The sequence below is a fragment of the Bacillus sp. FSL K6-1284 genome (assembly GCF_038002625.1).
Lineage (GTDB): Bacteria > Bacillota > Bacilli > Bacillales > Bacillaceae > Bacillus > Bacillus paralicheniformis.
This window is the reverse complement of the sequence record NZ_JBBOCW010000001.1, coordinates 1,508,878-1,529,238: the sequence shown is the minus strand read 5'-3', so window position 1 is coordinate 1,529,238 and position 20,361 is coordinate 1,508,878. Positions and strand designations below refer to the sequence as shown.

The 20,361-nt window shown below is 41.6% G+C and carries 34 protein-coding genes and 1 pseudogene; 2 read left to right on the top strand and 33 right to left on the bottom strand.

The features are described 5' to 3' along the window. Positions 1-3: 3 nt before the first annotated feature. The 31 genes and pseudogenes from MHB72_RS07890 to MHB72_RS07740 form a co-directional block, all read right to left on the bottom strand. Positions 4-927 carry a phage minor head protein gene (locus tag MHB72_RS07890; protein WP_016886620.1) on the bottom strand — a complete coding sequence of 308 codons (924 nt, stop codon included), beginning with the start codon at positions 925-927 and terminating at the stop codon, positions 4-6. Next, positions 920-2,458, bottom strand: a complete 1,539-nt coding sequence (locus MHB72_RS07885) for a phage portal protein (RefSeq protein WP_016886621.1) — start codon at positions 2,456-2,458, stop codon at positions 920-922. Before MHB72_RS07885 ends, MHB72_RS07890 begins: the two co-directional genes overlap by 8 nt. Positions 2,459-2,461: 3 nt before the next feature. Then, a complete protein-coding gene (locus tag MHB72_RS07880; protein WP_146335247.1) occupies positions 2,462-3,754 on the bottom strand; it encodes a PBSX family phage terminase large subunit in 1,293 nt (430 codons plus the stop codon). After that, on the bottom strand, positions 3,754-4,482 hold the full coding sequence (gene terS / locus MHB72_RS07875; protein ID WP_016886623.1) for a phage terminase small subunit: 729 nt from the start codon (positions 4,480-4,482) through the stop codon (positions 3,754-3,756). The genes MHB72_RS07880 and terS overlap by 1 nt, the downstream gene beginning before the upstream one ends. A 549-nt stretch (positions 4,483-5,031) precedes the next feature. Further along, the gene (locus MHB72_RS07870) at positions 5,032-5,214 is read right to left on the bottom strand and encodes a hypothetical protein (protein ID WP_016886624.1); all 183 of its coding nucleotides are present in this window, start codon (positions 5,212-5,214) and stop codon (positions 5,032-5,034) included. Positions 5,215-5,355: 141 nt separating this feature from the next. Further along, entirely contained in the window at positions 5,356-5,811 is a 456-nt protein-coding gene (locus MHB72_RS07865; RefSeq protein ID WP_016886625.1) for a sigma factor-like helix-turn-helix DNA-binding protein, read from the bottom strand. Further along, positions 5,804-5,953, bottom strand: coding sequence for a hypothetical protein (locus MHB72_RS07860; RefSeq protein WP_340902218.1), 150 nt, complete (start codon positions 5,951-5,953; stop codon positions 5,804-5,806). The genes MHB72_RS07865 and MHB72_RS07860 overlap by 8 nt, the downstream gene beginning before the upstream one ends. A 167-nt stretch (positions 5,954-6,120) precedes the next feature. After that, positions 6,121-7,323 carry a DUF6575 domain-containing protein gene (locus tag MHB72_RS07855; RefSeq protein ID WP_016886627.1) on the bottom strand — a complete coding sequence of 401 codons (1,203 nt, stop codon included), beginning with the start codon at positions 7,321-7,323 and terminating at the stop codon, positions 6,121-6,123. Positions 7,324-7,336: 13 nt separating this feature from the next. After that, a complete protein-coding gene (locus tag MHB72_RS07850; RefSeq protein ID WP_016886628.1) occupies positions 7,337-7,702 on the bottom strand; it encodes a hypothetical protein in 366 nt (121 codons plus the stop codon). A gap of 536 nt (positions 7,703-8,238) precedes the next feature. Continuing rightward, positions 8,239-8,676, bottom strand: a complete 438-nt coding sequence (locus tag MHB72_RS07845) for a hypothetical protein (RefSeq protein ID WP_016886630.1) — start codon at positions 8,674-8,676, stop codon at positions 8,239-8,241. A 260-nt stretch (positions 8,677-8,936) separates the two neighbouring features. After that, entirely contained in the window at positions 8,937-9,203 is a 267-nt protein-coding gene (locus tag MHB72_RS07840) for a hypothetical protein (protein ID WP_016886633.1), read from the bottom strand. 14 nt (positions 9,204-9,217) lie between these two features. Beyond that, positions 9,218-9,490: a DUF5052 family protein gene (locus tag MHB72_RS07835; RefSeq protein ID WP_016886634.1), complete on the bottom strand. Its 273-nt coding sequence runs from the start codon at positions 9,488-9,490 to the stop codon at positions 9,218-9,220. A 247-nt stretch (positions 9,491-9,737) separates the two neighbouring features. Continuing rightward, positions 9,738-9,935: a hypothetical protein gene (locus MHB72_RS07830; RefSeq protein WP_340902217.1), complete on the bottom strand. Its 198-nt coding sequence runs from the start codon at positions 9,933-9,935 to the stop codon at positions 9,738-9,740. Between the two features lie 50 nt (positions 9,936-9,985). Continuing rightward, entirely contained in the window at positions 9,986-10,399 is a 414-nt protein-coding gene (locus MHB72_RS07825) for a hypothetical protein (RefSeq protein ID WP_016886636.1), read from the bottom strand. After that, on the bottom strand, positions 10,399-10,620 hold the full coding sequence (locus MHB72_RS07820; RefSeq protein WP_340902215.1) for a hypothetical protein: 222 nt from the start codon (positions 10,618-10,620) through the stop codon (positions 10,399-10,401). The genes MHB72_RS07825 and MHB72_RS07820 overlap by 1 nt, the downstream gene beginning before the upstream one ends. Before the next feature lie 94 nt (positions 10,621-10,714). Continuing rightward, a complete protein-coding gene (locus MHB72_RS07815) occupies positions 10,715-10,924 on the bottom strand; it encodes a hypothetical protein (RefSeq protein ID WP_016886640.1) in 210 nt (69 codons plus the stop codon). An 84-nt stretch (positions 10,925-11,008) separates the two neighbouring features. After that, on the bottom strand, positions 11,009-11,323 hold the full coding sequence (locus MHB72_RS07810) for a hypothetical protein (RefSeq protein ID WP_016886641.1): 315 nt from the start codon (positions 11,321-11,323) through the stop codon (positions 11,009-11,011). A 36-nt stretch (positions 11,324-11,359) separates the two neighbouring features. Beyond that, positions 11,360-11,824 carry a hypothetical protein gene (locus tag MHB72_RS07805; protein WP_016886642.1) on the bottom strand — a complete coding sequence of 155 codons (465 nt, stop codon included), beginning with the start codon at positions 11,822-11,824 and terminating at the stop codon, positions 11,360-11,362. Between the two features lie 34 nt (positions 11,825-11,858). Next, positions 11,859-12,065, bottom strand: coding sequence for an XtrA/YqaO family protein (locus tag MHB72_RS07800; RefSeq protein WP_016886643.1), 207 nt, complete (start codon positions 12,063-12,065; stop codon positions 11,859-11,861). A gap of 205 nt (positions 12,066-12,270) precedes the next feature. Then, the gene (locus MHB72_RS07795; protein ID WP_059231574.1) at positions 12,271-12,729 is read right to left on the bottom strand and encodes a DUF1064 domain-containing protein; all 459 of its coding nucleotides are present in this window, start codon (positions 12,727-12,729) and stop codon (positions 12,271-12,273) included. A 12-nt stretch (positions 12,730-12,741) separates the two neighbouring features. Beyond that, a complete protein-coding gene (locus MHB72_RS07790) occupies positions 12,742-13,008 on the bottom strand; it encodes a hypothetical protein (protein ID WP_096747903.1) in 267 nt (88 codons plus the stop codon). A 307-nt stretch (positions 13,009-13,315) separates the two neighbouring features. Then, positions 13,316-13,456, bottom strand: coding sequence for a hypothetical protein (locus tag MHB72_RS07785; RefSeq protein ID WP_179289486.1), 141 nt, complete (start codon positions 13,454-13,456; stop codon positions 13,316-13,318). A gap of 2 nt (positions 13,457-13,458) precedes the next feature. Then, positions 13,459-14,343, bottom strand: a complete 885-nt coding sequence (locus tag MHB72_RS07780) for an ATP-binding protein (RefSeq protein WP_340904080.1) — start codon at positions 14,341-14,343, stop codon at positions 13,459-13,461. Next, positions 14,276-14,986, bottom strand: coding sequence for a DnaD domain-containing protein (locus MHB72_RS07775; protein ID WP_340904077.1), 711 nt, complete (start codon positions 14,984-14,986; stop codon positions 14,276-14,278). Before MHB72_RS07775 ends, MHB72_RS07780 begins: the two co-directional genes overlap by 68 nt. A 185-nt stretch (positions 14,987-15,171) precedes the next feature. Continuing rightward, a complete protein-coding gene (locus MHB72_RS07770) occupies positions 15,172-15,969 on the bottom strand; it encodes a PD-(D/E)XK nuclease-like domain-containing protein (protein ID WP_016886651.1) in 798 nt (265 codons plus the stop codon). After that, the gene (locus tag MHB72_RS07765; RefSeq protein ID WP_340902208.1) at positions 15,929-16,840 is read right to left on the bottom strand and encodes a hypothetical protein; all 912 of its coding nucleotides are present in this window, start codon (positions 16,838-16,840) and stop codon (positions 15,929-15,931) included. Before MHB72_RS07765 ends, MHB72_RS07770 begins: the two co-directional genes overlap by 41 nt. Then, a complete protein-coding gene (locus MHB72_RS07760; RefSeq protein ID WP_016886653.1) occupies positions 16,837-17,028 on the bottom strand; it encodes a hypothetical protein in 192 nt (63 codons plus the stop codon). The genes MHB72_RS07765 and MHB72_RS07760 overlap by 4 nt, the downstream gene beginning before the upstream one ends. Before the next feature lie 200 nt (positions 17,029-17,228). Beyond that, a complete protein-coding gene (locus tag MHB72_RS07755) occupies positions 17,229-17,486 on the bottom strand; it encodes a YqaH family protein (protein WP_340902207.1) in 258 nt (85 codons plus the stop codon). Position 17,487: 1 nt separating this feature from the next. Then, positions 17,488-18,051 (bottom strand): helix-turn-helix domain-containing protein, encoded by a 564-nt coding sequence (locus tag MHB72_RS07750; RefSeq protein WP_016886656.1) that lies wholly within the window; start codon positions 18,049-18,051, stop codon positions 17,488-17,490. Positions 18,052-18,115: 64 nt separating this feature from the next. Beyond that, positions 18,116-18,803: pseudogene (locus MHB72_RS07745) on the bottom strand (ORF6C domain-containing protein). Beyond that, positions 18,800-19,129, bottom strand: a complete 330-nt coding sequence (locus MHB72_RS07740) for a hypothetical protein (protein ID WP_268339794.1) — start codon at positions 19,127-19,129, stop codon at positions 18,800-18,802. Before MHB72_RS07740 ends, MHB72_RS07745 begins: the two are co-directional and overlap by 4 nt. Before the next feature lie 82 nt (positions 19,130-19,211). Between MHB72_RS07740 and MHB72_RS07735 the strand changes: the two genes are divergently transcribed. After that, on the top strand, positions 19,212-19,376 hold the full coding sequence (locus MHB72_RS07735; RefSeq protein WP_340902204.1) for a hypothetical protein: 165 nt from the start codon (positions 19,212-19,214) through the stop codon (positions 19,374-19,376). Here the strand turns inward: MHB72_RS07735 and MHB72_RS07730 are convergent. Together MHB72_RS07730 and MHB72_RS07725 are read right to left on the bottom strand one after the other, a co-directional pair. Then, a complete protein-coding gene (locus tag MHB72_RS07730) occupies positions 19,373-19,504 on the bottom strand; it encodes a hypothetical protein (RefSeq protein ID WP_340902202.1) in 132 nt (43 codons plus the stop codon). The genes MHB72_RS07735 and MHB72_RS07730 overlap by 4 nt on opposite strands. 11 nt (positions 19,505-19,515) lie before the next feature. Continuing rightward, positions 19,516-19,767: a helix-turn-helix transcriptional regulator gene (locus MHB72_RS07725; protein WP_268339792.1), complete on the bottom strand. Its 252-nt coding sequence runs from the start codon at positions 19,765-19,767 to the stop codon at positions 19,516-19,518. Between the two features lie 132 nt (positions 19,768-19,899). Here MHB72_RS07725 and MHB72_RS07720 point away from each other — a divergent pair, with 132 nt between their 5' ends. Continuing rightward, positions 19,900-20,292: a helix-turn-helix domain-containing protein gene (locus MHB72_RS07720; RefSeq protein WP_268339790.1), complete on the top strand. Its 393-nt coding sequence runs from the start codon at positions 19,900-19,902 to the stop codon at positions 20,290-20,292. Positions 20,293-20,361: the final 69 nt, after the last annotated feature.

The following is a 20,361-nucleotide window of genomic DNA, read 5'->3' as shown; positions in this document are numbered from 1 at the left end:
AGTTTAAAAAGTTTTATACTCTACTGAAGTATTTGATCGAATAGCCTCTTTTTCCTCAGCTGACAACCCTAAAATTTTGTGATCAACCACAGGTGTTAGAACGCAATGACAATGAACCCGCTCTGCAGCTGAGAGTTTTGAATCCCTCGGATGCATGCAAGTCTCACCGCTGCCCGGGATCGTGAATTCTTCGTCTACACCAACAACAGTTCCATCGAGTGCCATATGATTTTCACGAGGATTGTTTTTCTTTCCTCCGCTGTGCCTCCACTTTTTCCCGATGACAGCCGGCGATTGAGAATAAGCCTCCTGCTGCGCTGCAGAGGAAGCGGCAAGCACTTCAGTTATGGCTGTTGTCCGCGCTCGAGGTCTATCAAACTGCGGCAAGTCCCGGAGAGTCAATTCAATGTCCTGAATAGAAGAACCGTTCTCAATGGCTTCTGTCAGCACATTTTCTACCGCCTCATGGGTATTTAATTTCATAATCTCGGCCAGCTCTTCAGACCAGCCTTTGATCCAATTAGTTGAACGACTCGAAAGAATTTTAAACGGGACTTCCGGATCCAATGAATCCATGATGACAGAAGCCAGCTCCTCAATGGTCTGCTGAAGGAAACCTTCTGTCAGCTCTTGAAATTGCTCCTCGAAGTCGTCCCCTGCAAATAGATTCTGCGTAAAATACACCAGAATGGCTTCTAACGTCTCTTTTGAGTCTTTGCTTACAAAATCATTCAGACCACTTAAAAACTTCTTACGCTGGCGCCTGAGCAATCTGGCGACCTTTTTTTCATATTCCTGAACATAACCGGGTATTTTAGAAAGGCCGGGGAAATCAGGTATAACCTCCACGAGTGATTTTTCATCATCTTCCTCGGCCTTTCGAATAAAGACGTTCAGAATGTTTAAAAGCTGATCGGTCTTATTCATTTTGCTTCAGCTCCTCGAGGACATCCCTCATATCTTTCAGCAACATGATCAAATCCTCTGAACGATTGTCTTTTGATTTTTGAAAAAGAGCCTGCAGCGGATCAGAAGAATTGTTTTGAGCTTTACCAAGCGGCCGGCTGTATTCATCCTCCGGCCATTCTTCAAGTGTTTTCCCAAGCACGCGGCCAGCCAGATCCCGTAGATCGTTGGGAGATACAGCGCCGGCATTAATAAAAGGCCCTAACACTTTGGCAATCTCCATCGGATCACGGAAGTCTGGACCTTTTAAAGTAAGCTGAGCATGATAAATATTCAAATCAGACAGAAACAAATTATTCAGTTTGCCGGTTATGATCTTCCTTTCTGGCTGAAAGACTTGTTCTTCTGTGATTTTTCGAGCGGTATCCGCCGTCGCCTTGTTATACTCGTGTGCTTCCCCTGTATAAAGCGGTGGCAAGCGGAAGGCAGAACGCAGCTTGCTTCTGCTTTTCTCGTCATATTCAAGGAATAGGGCATCTTGCTGCAGAATTTCGCCCAGGGACTTAATATCAACTTTGACGGAGGACACATCCTCTTCGCCGGTAATGCCCTTTTCAGTTGGTATTCCCTCTACTTCAAGCAGGAGGAATTTATGAGCGTTTTCTGTGCCTTCAAGGTCATTCATGTACTCCTGAAGCTGTTGATAAGAGGATTCAGAAAGCATCCCGTTTTCGACTGTGATGGCTGCCGGGATATGGCGCCCTTGCTTAAAATACATGTAATTCAGTTCTTCCGCTTTTCTGGCCCCGTATAGATTTACAATATGTCCAATCCAACGGGGAACGCCATAAGCACCGCTGCCGAGCTTGAAGTGAATGACTTCGTTAGCTTGAAGCTCCTCTGGAGTGTTGGCTTCATATTTGCCAGTCCGCAAATTCATAATTCGCGGATCCCCGTATTCCTTGAAGAAGACCTGTTTTCCATCTACCATCTGAACGTACTTCCGGAATCTTTTCTTCCGCTTCATCGTTTTGATTTCATTGTGCTCCCGAAATGTGAATTCTACTTCGATCGGCTCCGTATAGTGACACACCCTCATGCTTTTAACGTCCAGGTATTCAACTCCCGCTGGTTTCCCGGCCCCGTTGCGGAGGACTTCTAGAAATCCGTTTCCGGTTTTCTCCCGGTCTTCTATAGCATACCCGACAATAATTTCGGCCGATTCGTCAAAATGAAGGTAGCGGATAAATTCCTCAAGCCGTGTCCAGTCATTTTCCGCAGCCTGCTTTTTTTCAGACTGTACATCATCCCCATTGATATCAAAGGTGTATTCCACATCAAAGCCAAAGCCGAGAATATTTGTCTTATAGGCATGAATGCATTGCTGCAGAATCGTCGAATATTCTGCGATACTTTTCAGTTCCTTCAAATTGTAAGGCGGCGCAATGATGTCATTTTCTTGATAGGTGAACTGATCTTCATAAATCTGTTTAGTCGTTTCGCTCGACGCATTCGCTTTGAACACGGTGGCTTTCACAGATTGTTGAGCCATGCTTTACCTCCTCTCTCTATTTGGCCGCGGCCGGATTTTTGGTTTCTCCTTCAGATCGGTGACCTCGTAATCATCTAGGGCGTACCAGATGGCTGAAAGAGTGTGAGGATCAATCTTGAATTCATCTTCAATGATGTTACCCAGCTTGTCCTTTTTATAGGTCAGCGGCTTAAGTTCAAAAATAGTGTTTTTACACTGATCGGAACAAATGATTTTTTTGAACCGCTTGATCTTTTTCGTATACTGCAGGCGCGAACCTTGGAACTTATGTGCTCCCGCCATATTGAAACCCTGCTGCCGGAAATACTGAATCGTTTTAGGTTCTGCTGAATCAGCTTTGATAAGCTCCTGGGTTTTCTTGAATTCTTGGAGTTCCTCTGCAGTTCGGTCATCCGTCATTCCTCGCTTGTAATACTCCCAGTAGACATAGAGATATTTTTTCTTATGGTCCACCGCAAGCCGGACTACAGCGTTATAGGATTCTTCAAAACCAAAGTCCATGCCTACCCGCTTGATGGGACGGTCAATGTTCGAGATGGCCTGCATAACTTCATCGTGTGGCCACTCCTCAAACTGAGGAAAAACCCGAACCCCATTCACGCCAAAATGACCTTTCCGGGCGATGCGGTATAGGTCTGGATCGTGAGTTTTCAAGTCTTCCAGCTGCTCGATATAGCTTTTAGGCAGAAATAAATTATCATCGGCTGTCGAGTGATGATAATAGGTGTTATTTTTTATGATTGTTTTCTTTTTGTACAGCTCTTCGTCATCCAAGACAAAGAACTGATTTACGTCATCTTTGAAAAAGTGTTTATACGACCAGTTCCCTTTGCTTACAGGGTTTGTTGATAGGATCATATGAAGCTTTAAATTCGGGTGCCGCAAACGCCCCAACAGCTCTTTAAATCCGTCATATTTAACTTCTGAACACTCTTCAACCCATACAATTGATACGTTATTGATCGATTTCAGCTTTGCTGGCTTATCCATCCCTTTAAAAATGATCTTGCTGCCATTTGGGAATCGTATTTGCATCGGTGAGCTGACGCACCGGATTTTGTTTTCAAGCCCTAAGTCTGTGATGATCTCTTCAATCAGGGAAAAAGTCGAATCCCTGTGCGTATCATAAACTTCCCGGACGACTAAGGCTGTCCGCTTTTCCTGCAGTAGCTTCAAAATCAATTTCAGGGCTACATGATAGCTTTTGGATGATCCGTAACCACCGACGAGAAAATAAAATTTCTGCGACCAATCAAAAAGAAAGTCCCTGAAACGGGGGTTCACTTCTTTTTCCATCATCGCTCACCTTTATCCTTGATGATAATTTCAAATGTTGAGTCATTTTCATTGTCGTTCAGTCGCTCGACTTCGGCTTTCGTTTTCTCGATGTTCAAACGCATTTGATCAAGTTTAAGCCGCCGCTCATCTTCTTCATGCGCTAGCTGATCAAATTGCTTTATCAAGCTCCGTAGCTCACCCATAGCCCGCGATTGAGCATTCAGGAAGGTTGCGTGACGGTCCCAAGCGAATTGTACTTCGTACTGCTTTTCTTCGGCGTACTTGATGTCGTCGCCGACGATCAGACCTTTCACTTTTGACAGCTCCTTGGCTGTGTCATCCTTATCCTTTACAAACATGATCCGTTGCGCCCGGATAATGGCCGCGTATTGGATCTGGATTTGATCCCATATCATATCGGCAGGGCTGCGTTCCTGAATCTCTTCCATGATCTCAAGCGTTTCCTCCGGAAGAAACTTGGAGAAAAAGCCATGAGTCACAGCATTCTGATTTCCCTTTGGTGCTGCGCCACCTTTGTTCCCCAAAGCATTCATATTGCCGGGTGGCGCACCTACCTTTTTTGTGTGCACACTTTTTTCAGAGGGTGCACCCTTTTTTCTTTCCCAACCGTGCCGCCTTTTCCATGACTTAATGGTGTTCACTGACACCCCGTACTTTTCGGCGAGGTCCTTGTATTTCATTCCTTTGACGTAATCTTTCTGTGCTTGAATGTGCTTTTCGGCCATCTACATTCACCCGCCGCCCCCTTCTCGGTTGTGTTTGTTTTGTAATTATCCAAGAGCTAAACTTGCTGGGTTGATTCTCAATTCCTTGAACAACTCTTTTTGGAGTTGTTCTCTCCGTCTAACCTCATCTATAATTAATTTAGGTCTGCAAATAGGCAACACAATTCCTTCCTGTAAAAAAATATTGTGATGCCGGAAATAAATAAGAGGTGATGAAATTGTTGATACGTAAATATGAGAATAAATGTTTATGCGGGCAACCGTACACAATGGAGTATGAAGGTGAATATCCATTCGCTGAAAGATTTAACACCACTTGCCCTAACTGCAATCGAAAAATTTCCCAAAAAGCATCTGTTCTTTCAATAAATTTTGTCTTTGATAAAGACTGGAAAGGTAATAAATGAAGCACTCTTTGGAGTGTTTTTTATTCTCTCTAAACCGCGCCCACACTCAGGGGCCTTCTTTAGCCGCCGATTGTCTATCCTGAGATTCACTGGACACGGTTTACAGAGAACATAAAAAAGCACCCCGCAGGATGCTTTAAATTTACAAAACAAACTCGACAGAGTACAGTTCATCATATTTTCTAACTATACTCTCATTTAGTGTAATAGTTGCATTATTCTTTTTTCCGTTAAGAATCGTTTTTATAAAATCCCCTTCAGTACCATCAATCTCTGATTTAAAAATCATACCGTCCTTAAATTTAAGCACTACTTGTAACTTCATTTCATTCACCTCCCGCCTTGATATCGGAAAAGAGATGGAAAAATAAACACTTTGCAAAATTTGTCGAACGAAAACACATTCCCTCAATATTTTGTATTGTGGTTAACCAGGGGAACCTGCCTCCCCGTCCTGCCTTCCATTTTACACAACGGATTTTTCAGGATTCAACAACTGCACAAAGCGGCAATCTTGGCACAATTGGTTGATTATTTCATCTTTCATTCTCCGTACAGTTTCGCGCGAAATACCTAGATGGAGACCAATGGCTCGATAGCTCATTCCTTCCATCATGCAATCATAAATCACTTTGTGCTGTTCTCCTGCGATTTTCGAGGCTGCCACTTCTATCGCATATACGCGGTCCTCAAAGTATTCAAGGCGTTTAAAAAGCCGTTCTTCTCTCAAATCCATATCCCTCAGCTCTGCCTGACTCTTGCCAGGGCTTCCCTTTGGCATAGCTGCCTCCAAACCGTATTGAGCAACGCCCCAGCTCCGCATAGGGATATCAGAACCGTAAAGCACCCTTTGCAACCTCCGGACCTCTTTTGCCATCCAATGATAGCTACTAATCAACTTTTCGATCTCTTTCTTATTCATGATCAATCCCCCTTATCGTTGTCTGAATGCCCCGCCTTTGGCTCTTTTGTAGATAGGCTTGTTTGTATCCATCAGGTTCCTTAAATCCCCGTTCAGTGAATTTCTCCGGCTTTCTTTGTGTGTTCTTTTTTAACTTTTTCATATTTTCAGCCTCCTTTTGATACCCTAGTGATCGCGGGGTGTGACTGAAAAGTTGCGATAATAAAAAACGGACACCAAACAAACAGCGTAAATGCTGTAAGTTCAGTGTCCGCAGGCTTTCCGTCTTGGACTATATTCGATTATAGAGTGATATTTTTAAAATCCATCCTACTCCTCCGGCTGTTTATAATCAGTTAATTCGTACTTTATTTTCGTTGTATCCTCTACTAAGTCTTTTATTATTTCTTTTCTAACTGTCGCTTTTATAACACTTGGTACTCGGAATTGTATGTTTCTATTTTTCAAGTCCGCAAATAATTCTGGTGCTATTTTCCCTTTAATGTCACCAATTGAGGTTGTGGAAACTCTGAACTGATTATAAGCAGTGTTTACACTTGTTAGTTCACCTTCCACTTCAATATCCTCATAAGTAATTTCACTATTCTCTTTAAGAATATTCATTAAAATATCTAATTTTTCATATGAATTTTCTCCAAAAGTAACTACTTTAGATTCACCATTAGATTTTGTATTCCCTTCCAACTTAAACGTGTATTTATTTTCAGATACCTTTGCAAGCATATTTTTTAAACTCTTTATGCTTTCAAATGAATAAGACTCATCAAGAAAAATCTGTTCTTCGATTTCTTTTTTACTTTTTGTTGTAATATCCTGTATAATTTCAAAAAGATGGCTTAACGATTTTTCTGGAACCTCGAATATGTCATCAGACTCCATTTTTATCCAAACTCCAAATGATGACGGTTGTAATGAGTCAACTCTAAGTTTAATCTCTTCAGAAAAGCCTTCGCCTACTAACTTCTTTCCAACATCTTTTGCAATATCATTCATTGTTTTTTTGAAGTTCCCGAAAATATCCAAGAGAAAATCCAAACCTATGTCATGGCTATTTTGAAAATCCTTAAGAACCAGTTTAAATTTGCTGTCTATAATTTCTTCTTGAACTTTTGTTAATTTCTGATTTGTAACATAATCATACTCTACATAAAAATCTTCTTCTGGAAAACTTTCAGAATCAAAATTATTTGCGTCAACAACTTCAATATTTAGTTCTGTATTAGGTTCAGTTATAGAGGGATCTATAAAAAGATGATGTAAACGCCTTTTTTGGTACAGTTTGTTTAATAATTCTAAAACCGAAATTCTTTGTTCCAATAAACTTTTGCACTCAATAACAGAAATTCTGCAAAATAGCCATTTATCTATATTATCTTCAGTTTCTTCGATATAATAATTTAGATAATATTCATTAGAAGGAGATTTCGAAATGAAAAATAAAGGAAAATCATAGTATTCGAAAATATGGATGATTTTCAGGTCTTTGAAGTCCGAATACATTTGTATTTTCATTTTAAACCTCCTCTCATTCCACCGGGAAAACATTCAACATATTAACATCTTGGAATAGCCATAAATTAAGATGATAATTTTCTGTTTTATGTATTCCACATTCTTCGGTTATTTTTCCTTTAATTAAAACTTTCTTCTTGAAATTTTTGAACTTTTTACGCAACCCTTCAGCAGCTTGTTCGGTAGTATAAAATGAGATAGCAGCTGCTTCGCATTCTTTCTCTGGGTGTTTATAAGGTAATTTTCTTTCTCTGTGACTGAGAAAGTCAATCTCTTGTAGAGTATCATTTTCAATGAATCTGTATACTGGTTCAACATCCCTTTGAACTGCATCTGCAGGTGGACATTGTGGCGGCAAATTTTTTTCTTTGAAGACCATTCTACTCTATCCTTTCCTTATTTGTTCAGTTAATACCCAAATTCAATAATTATTTGTGTAATTAGATCTAAATCAACTATAGCAGTGATTTTAAATTTGAGTACATATTCGACAAATAAAGACAATGATCTACATTTCTAGTCCAAAATTTTTTTATCGGAGTCTTTCAAACGCATCCCCCTGTTTATTTTGACTCTTGCTCCGCCACATGCAGGAACATTGCTGATACCATTGGCAAAGAGACTAACAGCATTACAAGCAATTGTTTGAAGCTATCCAGATACATATATCCATAAAGGCCGAGAGCAAAGCCGCTGATAAGCACGAAGAGTAATCCGAAAAACAAGTTCCTAATCTCCGTCGCAAACACTAATCCCAGGGTGAAAACGACGATTGTCACCGTTTCCCCAAACATCGGTCGGTAAGTCCACAAGTAACTGATCCAAAGGCGCCACCGAGTAAAATCAAAACCCCTTTTATAATGTTCAGACCTTTAATTTCCATCACTCCGCATCTGTAACTTACACCATTACAATTCATTTAATATAAATCTGTTTGGATTCGAAAGTGCCGATGTATTTGTTTTTGGCTGGGTCCGTGTAACAATCAAGCTGAATGACATATGACCCTTTACCGGTGCGCTTTCGAATCTCGCTGACACTGAAAGACTTTAACGGCGTTGAGTGCTTGAAGTATCCCCGCTGCACCAGATTTGTATCAGTTAAGCCGCCGCCAGAACGTTTTTTATAGACGCCTGCTGTGTAGTAAAGTGTGCTTGATCCTTTCTTTTCGGCTCGCCAGTCAACTGTTTTTGCTCCCGAATAGTAATTCGTGTCGTCTGTGAAAATCCTCGCAGTATGGCCGAATGCTTCCTTTTGCCACGGCGACCAGACAGCCGCCGCAGATTGTGAGAATAAAAGCGTTCCAGAAATCAAAAGTGACAGCGTAACAATAATTTTAAATAGGTTTTTCATCGATTTTTCCTCCTAATGTTATTTATCAAAGCACAATAAACGCGACAACAAGACTAAACATGGAGGCTATGCAGATAGCCGTCATATTATCTCGTTTTGCTTGTTCTTCCTCAGCAATCGCAGACAAAAATGATATCATTATGATCATTAACAAGATGATTTTGAATGCTGTGATCATGCCTTACTCATCCTATTTAAGATCCAAGCAAGTATGCGCCCGATGACACACCCCATTCCGAACCAAGCAAAAAAATCTAATATCATGCCAGACCTCTACTGAACAATAAATAAGTGTTTTCTCTATCGTCAAAGTCCCTCACAAACTCCGCGACACTCAATTCAGGCTTAGATTGAAAAACCGAATCCCCAACAAGCCCAAGCGCATATTGCCGACTAACTTCTTTGATGTTGTATTTCAATGTCCCATCATCAGCAGCAACCCACTTGACATACACCTCAGCCGCTTTCTTTTCGTCCTCTGCCGCAAGCAATGCATAATATGGTTCATGGATTTCGTAGTATTTCATTGATTTCTCCCCCTTTAGTTTTCTTCCACAATCACAACAGCATTATTGATCATGATTCGCTTGCCGTTCAGATCGAATTTGACTTTATTTCCATAGTTGTTGATCTCGACATCAAACTTCCCTTTATAAGTTTTGATCTTATTCCCGCTCTGATCGTAGACGGTTGCTGTCCGCTCCAAACCGTTATGTGATGAATCAATATCTTTCACCATTCTGTCCCAGGACTCACAGCCAGCAATAATTGCGACAAGTAGTAAAATGACGATAGTTGCAATGAATTTTTTCATATTGGTTCCCCCTCCCGGCCTGCGGCCGCTTTTTTATTGCTCACAAAATTCCTCTTCTGCACTCATCGGCTGCCCACAGACGGGGCAACAGGCATTCGGGCGGATTTCTATATCTAACTCGGTGTAATCACATTCACTGCAGCTGTATTCGATCACAGACACCGCCTCCTTAATTGATCTTTCTTACTATTTGATCATATTGTCAATTAATCATATTAGGGAGATTCATACTTCCTTAACAATCCTTTCATCCCGCTATTAACTGAGGGAGAACTGCCACAGTAACGAACAACCCGACAGCCCCTATCGCCGGTAGCAGGAAGGATTGTTTCGGAGCATAAACCACATTACCCTTAATCGCCAGCCCGTCCGTTCGTTCAATGATCGATTTCACATAATCCGGGTGAAGTACGTACATATTGGCCAGCTCGTCAATGGTCATCATGTTATCCCGCTGAGCCTTGATTGTATGGAGTAATGAAGATTGTAAAAGTGTCATTCCGCCGCCTCCATCCATTCTCGCAAACTATAAGGATAATCAGTTGTTGCAATAAATCCTATTTCTTTTGCCTTTTGACGAATTTTCATACAGCCTTCCTTACTGTAGGCCCATATTTCTTTATAATCCCTTAAATCGCCTGGCTTTCCGGTAATAATGAAGCACCTAAAACTATTGATCAGCTCCCACATATTGCCGCCATACGAAAAACCTTTTGCTTCATAGCCTAATTGATACGGGTAAACATCGTCCCCCGTGTTTCCATCCACGAAAAACAGCTTTGTTCTAAATCTGAAATGCGCTATCCGATCCTTTGACTTACAATAGAAAATACGTCTATCAATGCTTGCGATAAACTTTATCAAATCATTAATATCATTCATTCGTTTTATTTGCTCTGTACTTGGCATTATTCCGTCGCCTCCAATAGATCAGGATTTTCATAAATGCTTCCGATCCGGGTGTTTCTATGGTCTGCTTTGTGGCGAACCTCCCAAAACTTCCCTTTACCGTCGGTTAATTCGATTGTTCCCCGTTTATGCCTTACAAATATCCCTTTTTTCGTCGGGTTTTTCTCACCGGCCCAACCATTTTCGATGATGTCCCCGAATTTAAACCTAACTTGTTTCATTCCCCTTACCTCCCGTCATCTTGTAACCATTGTTCGATCTGTTTTTCCCTGTATCCGGCCAGCAGCAGGATGGACAGCAGCGCTTTGACTTCCTTCATTTCGCCGATCCCCACGCCTGCAAAATTGCATCTTTTACACCCCACGGCCGTGTTTCTGTCACCGATCTAACCGGGATACCCGCGATATAAGTCGTGTTTGTTTCTTGGATCAATTCGCGGTCGTTTTCCTTAACCTTTTCTTGAATAAACACCTTTTTGAATAGTCCGCCGTACTGTGAATTGACTTCTTTTTTGATGATTCTCATATCAGCTTCCACCACTCAAAACTTTTTTCTGTTCCTTCTTTTTCCGCCCGATTAGCCGGACGATGAGTCTTTTGATATTTTTCATTAGTCATCAGTCCCCCAATCATTCCGCTTTTTAATGACGTTGAATTGCGCTTCTGTCAGATCGATATGATCAGGGTCATAATGTTCTTTGATGCCCATAGCATCTACCCAATCCAAAAACTGAAGCTTATGAAAAAAGCTATCGACGTCATCATCTGTCAGCCTTTCTTTGTCTTTTCTCACTAAGCACAAGGCGTCCTCTATGTTTGTAACGTCCAAGTTTTCATCTGACCAATCGCCACAATCTGGCCCATCACACAAATACCTGTTCCGCTTATTCTTTGCTTTAAATGCTATTGCTGGAATTGTTTTCATTATGTTCCTCCCCCGCAGGGATACCCTGCTATTTATTTAAAATAAACTCAACTGCTCCCACTGCTCCTGTGGTAATTCTGTGATTTCTTGAGATGTTGATTTCCGCTCTACCTCTTTAAAATTTACAAACCAATGCAATGGGAAAATGCCCTCACACTGTTTTAACTCTATGTCTTTAAAAAAGGCGCAGTGGGTACGTCTAGGTTCAATAAAATATGTCCCTAACGGGGCGGACGAAGCATACCCCTTTGTTCTCCAAATCAATTCAGCCTGGTAAACTTTCGATCTATCCAAATGTGCATAATCACCTTTTGGTGGTTCCGGCGGATACTCTTCTGAAAGCACTCTGAAATGTTCTTTTTGATAGGCTCCCCTATGTGAATTGATAGAATCAAAAATTGATACATAGTAATGAGTCTCACCCAAAGGGAACAGGAAGTAATTCTCCCCCTCCACAAGCGTTGAAAATTCAGAGGTGAGACAGGTTCCTTTTAATGTCAAGGTCGATCCTCCCTTGCAGGGAAAGCCCCTGCATCTATTCAGCTTTAAAGCCTAATTCATGATCTACACGCTTAAAACTACCGTCTATCGTTTGAATAATAGATTTACCATGCTCCGGGGCATCCATGATGTGCGCCGTGCCGTTTTTCCCATCTAACACGATGACGCGGACTTTCCCCGACTCAATAGATTTTGTGAAGCTTAAATCATTGTTCAAATTTATTCGCTCTGGTTTGTACATTTGGCAGCCCCCTTGTGCTATGATAGAAGTACCAGTTCATATCAGGGCACTGAGGCCGCGCGCTTCGGTGCTTTTTTCATACTGTTCAGGTTGCTATTTTCCGTTGATTTTCGGTATTTCAGAGCCGCCGAGCATCTTACAATCCGCTCCCAAGCGGCTGGCGCACCTCTTAAACTTGGAACAACGCCTCATGCAAACCATGATTCTATCTTCCTCTCGAACCCACAACGGCCGATCGTCGGCGATAATTACGTTTTGCAGTGGTTTTCTCCGCCTTTCCTTTGATTTTTTTCAGCTTGTCTATTTCTATAAAGCCAAACGAATCATCATGGGCTAAGACTTTTAGAGGCGTGTCATATCGTCGTTCATATAGCTTGCGCTTAATTTTGAAGCCCTCTGTCTCAACGCCTTTGATGTCGATAATCTCGGTGCTGCCGTCCAAGTTATGGACCTCAAAATCTGCGACATACTCAATCTTCCGAATAGTTTTTCCGTTCTTTTTAAATGCTTCTTGCAGCAGAAACCGGGGCTGGAGCTTAAAGTCTTTGATCTGCCTTGCCTGCTTGAGCCATTTAAGCTGTAAGTAGTATTGAGCTTCGGCTTTGCTGTCGAATTTGATACCATCAATCTGTGTTTTCTTGGCGTTAAATTTATTAGCTCGCATCGTAACCTCCCGTTAATCTCTCCACTGGAAACCGATATTTAAATTAACTTGTTTTGAGCTTAAAATTTTCATGTCGCTCTGGCTATTAATTAAATCCTCTAAATCAGCTTTTGATCTAAGGTATAGTTGAAAAGTACCTAATTCGATTAAAGTAAAATCACAAGCATGTTTTTTAATCACCCACACCGCATTACCTTTAACAAGAAAGTACCCATCCTGTATATCATCTACAGAAAGCCCTTTCGGCTTCTCCTGTATCACTTTTAAATTGATTGTCATTCCTCTACCTCCTGAATGGATTTTTTGGTAGAACGTAGAGCTTCATTTGCAATTTTTTTGACGTCCACTTTCCGGTAACAATCCCGTTCCTCCGTATCGCACAACGGGATTTTTATATTCATGTTTGCTTGCTCATACGTTTTATAGGTTCCTGTCTTTCGATTACACATGACACATGGTCTACTATCAGATGACGTACAATGCCATACTTTCATTCCTCTACCTCCCGTCATTTTCGATCCATTGTATAATTTGTTTTTCTCTGTATCCGGCGAGCAGCAGGATCGACAACAGCACCAGCAGTGCTTTAAGCACTCTGAATCAACTCCATTTGTTTGATTTTGTCTTCCAACACTCGGATAACCGGGGTTAAGTCCTGCCCGTTTCCCTGCTGCCGCGTTACCTCAAACACTCCCGGCATTAATTGATTGATTTGAACTTTTTTCATTACTAGTCTCCCAATCTATAGTTTAATTTCATCCTGTCGCCCTTGATGATTACCGTATATTCACGGCACATTTGATGGATTCGGGAACCGAGAGCCTCATCAATGTCCAACAGTTCGTCCGTTGTCAGCTCTGAAGAGACAAGCAAAGGCAGATGATTCAGATAACGATAATTCACGACTGATTGAATTTGTTCGATCTGCCATTCAGTTGCACGCGGCTTTCCTTGAGCCGGCTTAAACAAGTCATCAATGAAAAGAATATCGACTTTCCGCATTGCGTCGAGCTTGGTTTCTAGTTGGTCAAAATCCTTTCTCAAATCGCCTGTGCCCTCTACGTAGGGAAAATACAAGCAGTTTACGAATTTCTTTTTAATGAGGTTGTTCATGATGGCTATGAGCAGATGTGTTTTTCCGCTTCCAGGCTGACCAAGTAGAGCGATGCTATTTGAACGCTCCCCACGGATCTTTTCAAAGTCCTTAAAGTATTCCATTGCACAATCGTAGGCTTCCTTGATCAGATCCGGTCTTCCCTCTGTTGTAAAATTGCCGAAAACAAGCTTTTCAAATTCTTCTGTGATGCCGCTGGCTGCCATGAGCCGGGCTAATTTCTTTCGACGCACACAGTCGCATTGTTTGGAATAGGTATCTTTCCATTCCCGAGCCTTGTCGGGTGGACAAACCTTGCCAGAAAGGAAATCATCTTCCGGCACCATTTCCTCCGGCACAAGTTGCTTTAACCGTTCGTCATAATTCCATTTCGTGTCTTTGTGAACCCGATAAAACACAATGCCATGATCTTTACAGGTTTCACATTCGTACTCAGCCTTTTCTCCCGATACGTCCGGGGCCGAAAATTGGGCTGACTTTTCCCGAAGACTCTGCATCATTTTTTGGAATGCCGTGTCTATACTGACCGCCTTGGTTTCCTGCTTTTTTTGCTGCTGGATAGCCATTTCCCCACTCCTTGCTCTTAATTTCATTTGACTGTAGGATGCGCTGGACATAGGCCATATTAAGGGCGTTTCGCTTAACAGCCTCTTTCATTGCATCAAGCACCTTTTCCTCGCCGTAATCGTCTATCAAGCCTTTAAGCATGTCCGCTAAAAATGAAGAAAGTAAGCCGAACCCTTCATCCTCAAAAAATTGAAATGGGTTTGTCTCCATGTCTTTGTCGTCCCCCTTTTCATCTGTTGGCGCTGGCGCCGAGACTTTTTTCTTGTTGTAATTGCCAAGCTGTATGAGATCGGCGTAATTGACCACCGTTACAATAAAACCACGTTTCTGGGGCAACCGATCCAACTTTATATATCCCTGTTTAACCATTCGATCCAAGGAATATTTGATCTGATCCGATGACCAATTGAAACGTTTGGCAAGATCGACCAGCTTGATAATCGTCTGGCCGGGATCTAACTCTCTATCGAGCCGATACTCCGCCTTTTTGAACAAATAATCGTAAATTGTTTCATCGCGTCCATCTTTAAAGGGTAGCCGGGGCAGGATTACATACCCCAAACCTTGCATATCGATCCTGCTCACCTACTTCCTTTTACAAAGTGCTGTCATTCCACTGATGTGGACTAGGCGTAAACCTGGTTCGCTTGTCTTCAAATAGCTTTCAACATAAGCACGGAACAGCTTTGCGCGATTCGGTGCCCCTTCTGACATCCACTTGTAGCAGAAGGGGATCGGAACCTTAATCAGTTCTCTTTCCATCAGCTGACCAATTCCGAAAAATGAATGATGCCGTTTAATTGCTTTGTAGCCCGGCAATACCTGCATTTTCCGCACCGTTCTGGTTTTTCCCCGCCGTACTTCACTTGGATAATTCGATCCATCTTTTTTTCAATATCTTCAAGCTCAATTTCCATGCGGACTTGATCAATATTGATTACCGCTTTATCAGGTGGATCTTCCTTTGATATCCCTACGATTAGGGGTTCCAGCCATTCATTTCGTCCGGTCATCCGCTTTTCTATCTCGGCATATAGTGCCATCTGTGCAATATAACCGTATGCTTCAACAAAAGAGCAGTAACCTATTTCCGGATCCCAAACCTTTTCACGCAAGGATCGGGCTGTTTTCAGGTCTGCGAAACGGCCTGCAGCTGGGTTGTAAACGTCCAGTTTCCCTTTCCACGGGACGCCGAATAATTCGGCCGTTATGATAACCTCCTTTTCACCTTGCAAAGCGAACATACATAGATCGTCATTCTGAATTGATTCAATCATTAGGTCGGCTAATTGATACTGTTTGTACAAGTGGCCTTTTTGAGTAAACAAGGATGGGGTGTTCTTCTTAAATTCATTAAAAGCCTGTTCCCCTTCTAACCAGGCGTGAACATATTGGCCAAAGAGAAGGGCCTCGGACGTGGAGGGCATCCATTCTCCATTTATCTCAGCCATCGTCGCAGCCTCGCATATGAGAAATTTTTTATACTGAGAATTTGACATATAATGTTTGTCTATTTCGTTAGAGTAATAGTTCTCCTTGTTCAGCTTTGGTATTCTCATCAGCAGGGTCACCCGCCCTTTCCTTACTTTCTGAAACCTTTTTCTCTTGCTGTTTTTTAAAATCTTCCTCCGCTTTTGATTTTGTGGCGCTTGTCACTTTGATATTGAAATAGTCCTCTTTTTTTGCCATTCCATCACGTAGAGCTGTATAAATCCTGCCTATTTTCAAATAGTCTTGTTCAGTGAAGGCATCTAAATTACTGCCGATGCATTCTTGTATCATTTCTTTTGTCACACCGAATTCTTTCTTAAAGAGCATCAAAGCATGTCGTAGGCGATCTTCCAAAGGTTCTTTATGGCCATTGATTAATGTTTGCTGGCACATGTCTACAGCAGCATCCACAATGTCACCTGGTATTACACCAAGAATGCAGGCACGTAAACGCCGCGCTCCCTGATTGGCCACTAATTCATAAATATCCCGCCGATCATCTAGCTTTGTAATCTTCCCCTTTGCCTTTCGCTCATGTTTAACAGTGAAAATCTTTGTTTGGCGGGTATTTGTTTCAAGATCCCAGGCATAAGCCATTACAGAGGACTCCCCAGCCTTTTGCTCAAGTTCCATAATTCCATAATCGATATTTCCCCAGTTCTGGGCCAAAGCCTCAGCGAGTCGAATAGAAGGCCCAGATACTTTTGTTCCGCCGCGTGGATATTCATAAACCGCATTTTCAGCTAGTAATCTTCTTTCACAGGCTTTTTTGATACGTTCGAAAGACGCGTAAACATCACGGGGGAATTTCTTTGCAATAACCATAGCCGCTTGTACTTCCTGAGCCTGCCGGCTTACCATTGCCTCCGTGGTAACGTTCATTGTCTGCTGACTTTCTGGCATGTAATCTGAATAATCTACTTTAGACAGTCCATTCATTGTGCTGCCGCCACCTTTCTTTTATATTCTTCTGTCCCGAGCCGCTGCCACTCTCGATACTTGTCCATTGAAGGGAAACTGAAAACCGTCCTGCCCTGTTTATCGATTACAATAGACCCGCCGACCTTATAAAGTCTCTGCTGATCTTCACGTCTGTTACTGAATGGTGCTGTAATTGCTTTTGGCATATTTAAACCTCCATTGTTTTTTATGGGGTGATTTGGTACAATTAGATAAATGATTCTTTACTAATCGTTAGGAGTCCACTCTGCCAAGTGGGCTCTTTTTTATTCCTCATCATCTTCCTGCTCTTCCTCGTCCTCATGCCGCAAATACTCTTTTGGATATCCGTAACGATTAATTTCCGTGATCATTGGGTGTTCGATATTCAATGAAATGCCCTCCCTGTTACAGTTACGCTAACTTTGCGCTGTTGCATTTTTAAAGCTGCTTCATACAATCGTGCTTTGTTTGCCATTCTGCTTAAATCCTCAGCTAAAACCTTGATGGTTCCCGCCATACTAATGGCCTCATCAAAATCATCATCTTGTAATGCTTCTGAAAGCATGTCCGACAAATCTTCCACTGATTCCATTTTTCTTTTTGCCGCCTCAATATCTGTTTTGAGAAATTGATTGATCTTCATTTCATACCGCCTGCCTTTCTTCTTTTCTGGCCATTGCCACATGATCCACTAACGCCTTCCGCGTCCATCTATCGGCCAGTTCTTTAATATTCAAGCCGTGATTCCGGGACAATGAATAAATCAGTGTTTTATTTGCAGGGATAAGGTCGAAAATTTGCTTAATCTCATTCATTGGTAATTCTGCCGATCGACCTGGCCGGTCCCGTGCTATCCATTTTGCAAGTTGTTTTATTGCTTGAAGCGCTTCTTCCAGCTGATGAGTCATGTTTATTACTGCTGTACTGGTGCTTTCGTTCAAAGCTGGATCGATCGGAGCCGCCGCTGTCGGGTGTAGGTGGAAAAGGTAATGTATAAGGTCAATATGTTCATAGGCTCCACATGCCTCAAACCACTTAATGCAAAACTGTGGTGTCAACTTGATTAATCCGTTTTCAACATCTGAAATATACTGTTGCTCCTTTCCCCCAAGTAACCTTCCTAACTGAAATTGATTTAGTCCGTATCTTTTTCGAACTTCACGCATAATTGCGGGTAAATTATCCAGATTATACGGGTTGTTCTCCATATGTTCGCCTCCTGTTTTACGGTGTTTCGTTTGGTAAAATTTATTAAAGAGGGTGATCGTTAGGCTATGAAACCTTTCGAGGAACCCAATTTTCAATATAGTTGATCGCGGTTAACAGCTCCTTACGCTTCACATCTTTATAGCTTGTGACCCCAAATCGATCTTTGATTTCACGGTATAATTCCTTGAAAAGCCTTGCGGCTTCTTTCTTGTCATCCGTGAATTGATAGACCCGACGAGCTACGCCCTTTTGAAGCCGGTGCTGTTCTCCGTGATCAAGCGTGATCTGTTCGTCCACTTTTTCGCTAAGTTCGAGCAACTTATTTTCATGTTTGCTCAGGGCTTTTTGCATTTCGTCCTGACGCTGTGAGGTTTCTAATAAGAGTTTGAGAGATTCGATACGCTGCTCTCTCTCGGTTAACATCTTGGGAACATACTGACCTGTTTTTCTGATTGTTGGGATGACATCGATTGCCAACCAGTCCTGAAACTGTTCAGCGACTTCGTTCGAGGCTTTGAAAGCCAGCTTGTAAACCAGTGGTTCGGGGATAAAATCCTTTCCCAACATCTTGGGAAAGATATTTGCTTAAATATCTGTTTACTGTTCCCCACCTGATGTACTCTTTGTTATTTTTGATTTGTTTGAAGCCTAGACTTTTTGCAACATGCTCGACATCGAATAAGATTTGATCATTTTCAATTTTTGCGGATACTTCAAAGAGTTCATTTTTGAATGTTTGTAATTGATTCACGCTGATGCCTCCTTTTTGAAGTAATTCGTGTTCTCTTCAACCCATGTTGAGTTTTGTTTGATCCATTCAAAAACGAGATCGCGCGGGTATCTAGCTTGAATTGTTTTCAATTTCGGAAAGGAATCGATTCCGGTTAGTCTTGTCACCGCTGCCGATTTGATTTGGAAAATCTCTTGCAAATGAGTGTTTTTTAATATTGGAGGATACGTATATTTTTTTGCGCCGTCCTCCACGCCTTGCTGATAAGCTTTTTCGCAAAGCGATTTAACAATTTCGAAAACCGTTTCGTTCGGTAAGTTATCAAGTGAGATACCGAGATTAGCCAAAATGTTCGCCTCCTATGCTGTGGTTTGTAATCTGCCAACCTTTCTCTTGTGGTAAAATCTTCTGAGAAAGGTGGTGTTTACTTTGGGAAAAACGGATAAAGAGTTGGCTGTTGATTTGGTAATTTCCTATATAGAATCTTGGGCTCAACAGACTCAACAAACAGGTGTATCTAAACCTTTATTCAAGTACGAGTCTGTATTGAGAATGCTTGCCGACACACATGAAACTTTGAAAAAACTAGATTAATAACAGGATGATTCGATGTTTGAGTGAAGAAGATAAAGTGCTTTGGCGAGCTCTTCTTCGCTCCATCCTTTCTCTTTAGCCAAATTCATAATTTCTGGTGCGATTTCAATTTTCTTTTGGATTTCCATGGTTCCACCTCCTATGCTGTATTCGATTTTTGCCTCATATCGTGGCAATCATCTTCAAAAAAAAGATCTGGAAACAACTTTTCAGACTTTTCATTGAAGTGTTTTGACATTTTAACCATCAGCTTAACACCTGGGTTTCTCTCTCCTGTCTCCATTGCGGAAAGGTACTGCCGAGAGATTCCTAGCTTCTTAGCTACTAACTCTTGAGAGCCTTCTCTTTTTCTCAAAGATGTTAGATGCTGACGACTATTTGTTTTATTCAAGTTTCACACCTCCATTTGCCACATATCGTAACATCTTGACTTCATTCTAATGCAACGATTTGTGGCTGTCAACAATTTTTGGCTCATTTTGTTGCAAATATTTTTTTGCTACATAATGTGGCGTATAATGTAATGGTACCGCTGGTGAAAGTAGGTGATTTCGTGCTTGGTAAAAGAATAACCTCATTGAGGAAGAATGCCGGATATACACAAGAGGAGTTAGCAAAAAAATTAAATATCACTCGTTCCGCTTTATCTCAATATGAGTTAGGCTCCAGAAACCCTGACTATGATTTATTAATAAAAATTGCAGATTTCTTTGAAGTTTCCACTGATTATTTGCTTCGTGGAGTAGACTCGAAAGTTCAAGATAAATTTTTTAAGGATGAAGCTAAGAGGATTCTAAATGACCCTAAAACCTTCATCGCGGCTCGTGATGGAGAAATTACACAGGAGATTTTAGATGCTGCCCTTGAAATCATTACGGAGCAACTGAAAGAAGGCGGGAAAAAGAAATCTGATTAAACAAAAGTATTGCAATTCTGAAATAAAGAAATACCGCTAAGCAAAAGTTTTGCAGTGGCGGTCACGTAT

What these genes read in the sequence shown, in the direction of transcription:
- MHB72_RS07890 (WP_016886620.1), bottom strand. Translation starts at nt 927, where the DNA reads ATGAATAAGACCGATCAGCTTTTAAACATTCTGAACGTCTTTATTCGA.
- MHB72_RS07885 (WP_016886621.1), bottom strand. Translation starts at nt 2,458, where the DNA reads ATGGCTCAACAATCTGTGAAAGCCACCGTGTTCAAAGCGAATGCGTCG.
- MHB72_RS07880 (WP_146335247.1), bottom strand. Translation starts at nt 3,754, where the DNA reads ATGGAAAAAGAAGTGAACCCCCGTTTCAGGGACTTTCTTTTTGATTGG.
- terS (WP_016886623.1), bottom strand. Translation starts at nt 4,482, where the DNA reads ATGGCCGAAAAGCACATTCAAGCACAGAAAGATTACGTCAAAGGAATG.
- MHB72_RS07870 (WP_016886624.1), bottom strand. Translation starts at nt 5,214, where the DNA reads ATGAAGTTACAAGTAGTGCTTAAATTTAAGGACGGTATGATTTTTAAA.
- MHB72_RS07865 (WP_016886625.1), bottom strand. Translation starts at nt 5,811, where the DNA reads ATGAATAAGAAAGAGATCGAAAAGTTGATTAGTAGCTATCATTGGATG.
- MHB72_RS07860 (WP_340902218.1), bottom strand. Translation starts at nt 5,953, where the DNA reads ATGAAAAAGTTAAAAAAGAACACACAAAGAAAGCCGGAGAAATTCACT.
- MHB72_RS07855 (WP_016886627.1), bottom strand. Translation starts at nt 7,323, where the DNA reads ATGAAAATACAAATGTATTCGGACTTCAAAGACCTGAAAATCATCCAT.
- MHB72_RS07850 (WP_016886628.1), bottom strand. Translation starts at nt 7,702, where the DNA reads ATGGTCTTCAAAGAAAAAAATTTGCCGCCACAATGTCCACCTGCAGAT.
- MHB72_RS07845 (WP_016886630.1), bottom strand. Translation starts at nt 8,676, where the DNA reads ATGAAAAACCTATTTAAAATTATTGTTACGCTGTCACTTTTGATTTCT.
- MHB72_RS07840 (WP_016886633.1), bottom strand. Translation starts at nt 9,203, where the DNA reads ATGAAATACTACGAAATCCATGAACCATATTATGCATTGCTTGCGGCA.
- MHB72_RS07835 (WP_016886634.1), bottom strand. Translation starts at nt 9,490, where the DNA reads ATGAAAAAATTCATTGCAACTATCGTCATTTTACTACTTGTCGCAATT.
- MHB72_RS07830 (WP_340902217.1), bottom strand. Translation starts at nt 9,935, where the DNA reads ATGATGACCATTGACGAGCTGGCCAATATGTACGTACTTCACCCGGAT.
- MHB72_RS07825 (WP_016886636.1), bottom strand. Translation starts at nt 10,399, where the DNA reads ATGCCAAGTACAGAGCAAATAAAACGAATGAATGATATTAATGATTTG.
- MHB72_RS07820 (WP_340902215.1), bottom strand. Translation starts at nt 10,620, where the DNA reads ATGAAACAAGTTAGGTTTAAATTCGGGGACATCATCGAAAATGGTTGG.
- MHB72_RS07815 (WP_016886640.1), bottom strand. Translation starts at nt 10,924, where the DNA reads ATGAGAATCATCAAAAAAGAAGTCAATTCACAGTACGGCGGACTATTC.
- MHB72_RS07810 (WP_016886641.1), bottom strand. Translation starts at nt 11,323, where the DNA reads ATGAAAACAATTCCAGCAATAGCATTTAAAGCAAAGAATAAGCGGAAC.
- MHB72_RS07800 (WP_016886643.1), bottom strand. Translation starts at nt 12,065, where the DNA reads ATGTACAAACCAGAGCGAATAAATTTGAACAATGATTTAAGCTTCACA.
- MHB72_RS07795 (WP_059231574.1), bottom strand. Translation starts at nt 12,729, where the DNA reads ATGCGAGCTAATAAATTTAACGCCAAGAAAACACAGATTGATGGTATC.
- MHB72_RS07790 (WP_096747903.1), bottom strand. Translation starts at nt 13,008, where the DNA reads ATGACAATCAATTTAAAAGTGATACAGGAGAAGCCGAAAGGGCTTTCT.
- MHB72_RS07785 (WP_179289486.1), bottom strand. Translation starts at nt 13,456, where the DNA reads ATGAAAAAAGTTCAAATCAATCAATTAATGCCGGGAGTGTTTGAGGTA.
- MHB72_RS07780 (WP_340904080.1), bottom strand. Translation starts at nt 14,343, where the DNA reads ATGATGCAGAGTCTTCGGGAAAAGTCAGCCCAATTTTCGGCCCCGGAC.
- MHB72_RS07770 (WP_016886651.1), bottom strand. Translation starts at nt 15,969, where the DNA reads ATGAGAATACCAAAGCTGAACAAGGAGAACTATTACTCTAACGAAATA.
- MHB72_RS07765 (WP_340902208.1), bottom strand. Translation starts at nt 16,840, where the DNA reads ATGAATGGACTGTCTAAAGTAGATTATTCAGATTACATGCCAGAAAGT.
- MHB72_RS07760 (WP_016886653.1), bottom strand. Translation starts at nt 17,028, where the DNA reads ATGCCAAAAGCAATTACAGCACCATTCAGTAACAGACGTGAAGATCAG.
- MHB72_RS07755 (WP_340902207.1), bottom strand. Translation starts at nt 17,486, where the DNA reads ATGAAGATCAATCAATTTCTCAAAACAGATATTGAGGCGGCAAAAAGA.
- MHB72_RS07750 (WP_016886656.1), bottom strand. Translation starts at nt 18,051, where the DNA reads ATGGAGAACAACCCGTATAATCTGGATAATTTACCCGCAATTATGCGT.
- MHB72_RS07730 (WP_340902202.1), bottom strand. Translation starts at nt 19,504, where the DNA reads ATGGAAATCCAAAAGAAAATTGAAATCGCACCAGAAATTATGAATTTG.
- MHB72_RS07720 (WP_268339790.1), top strand. Translation starts at nt 19,900, where the DNA reads ATGGTACCGCTGGTGAAAGTAGGTGATTTCGTGCTTGGTAAAAGAATA.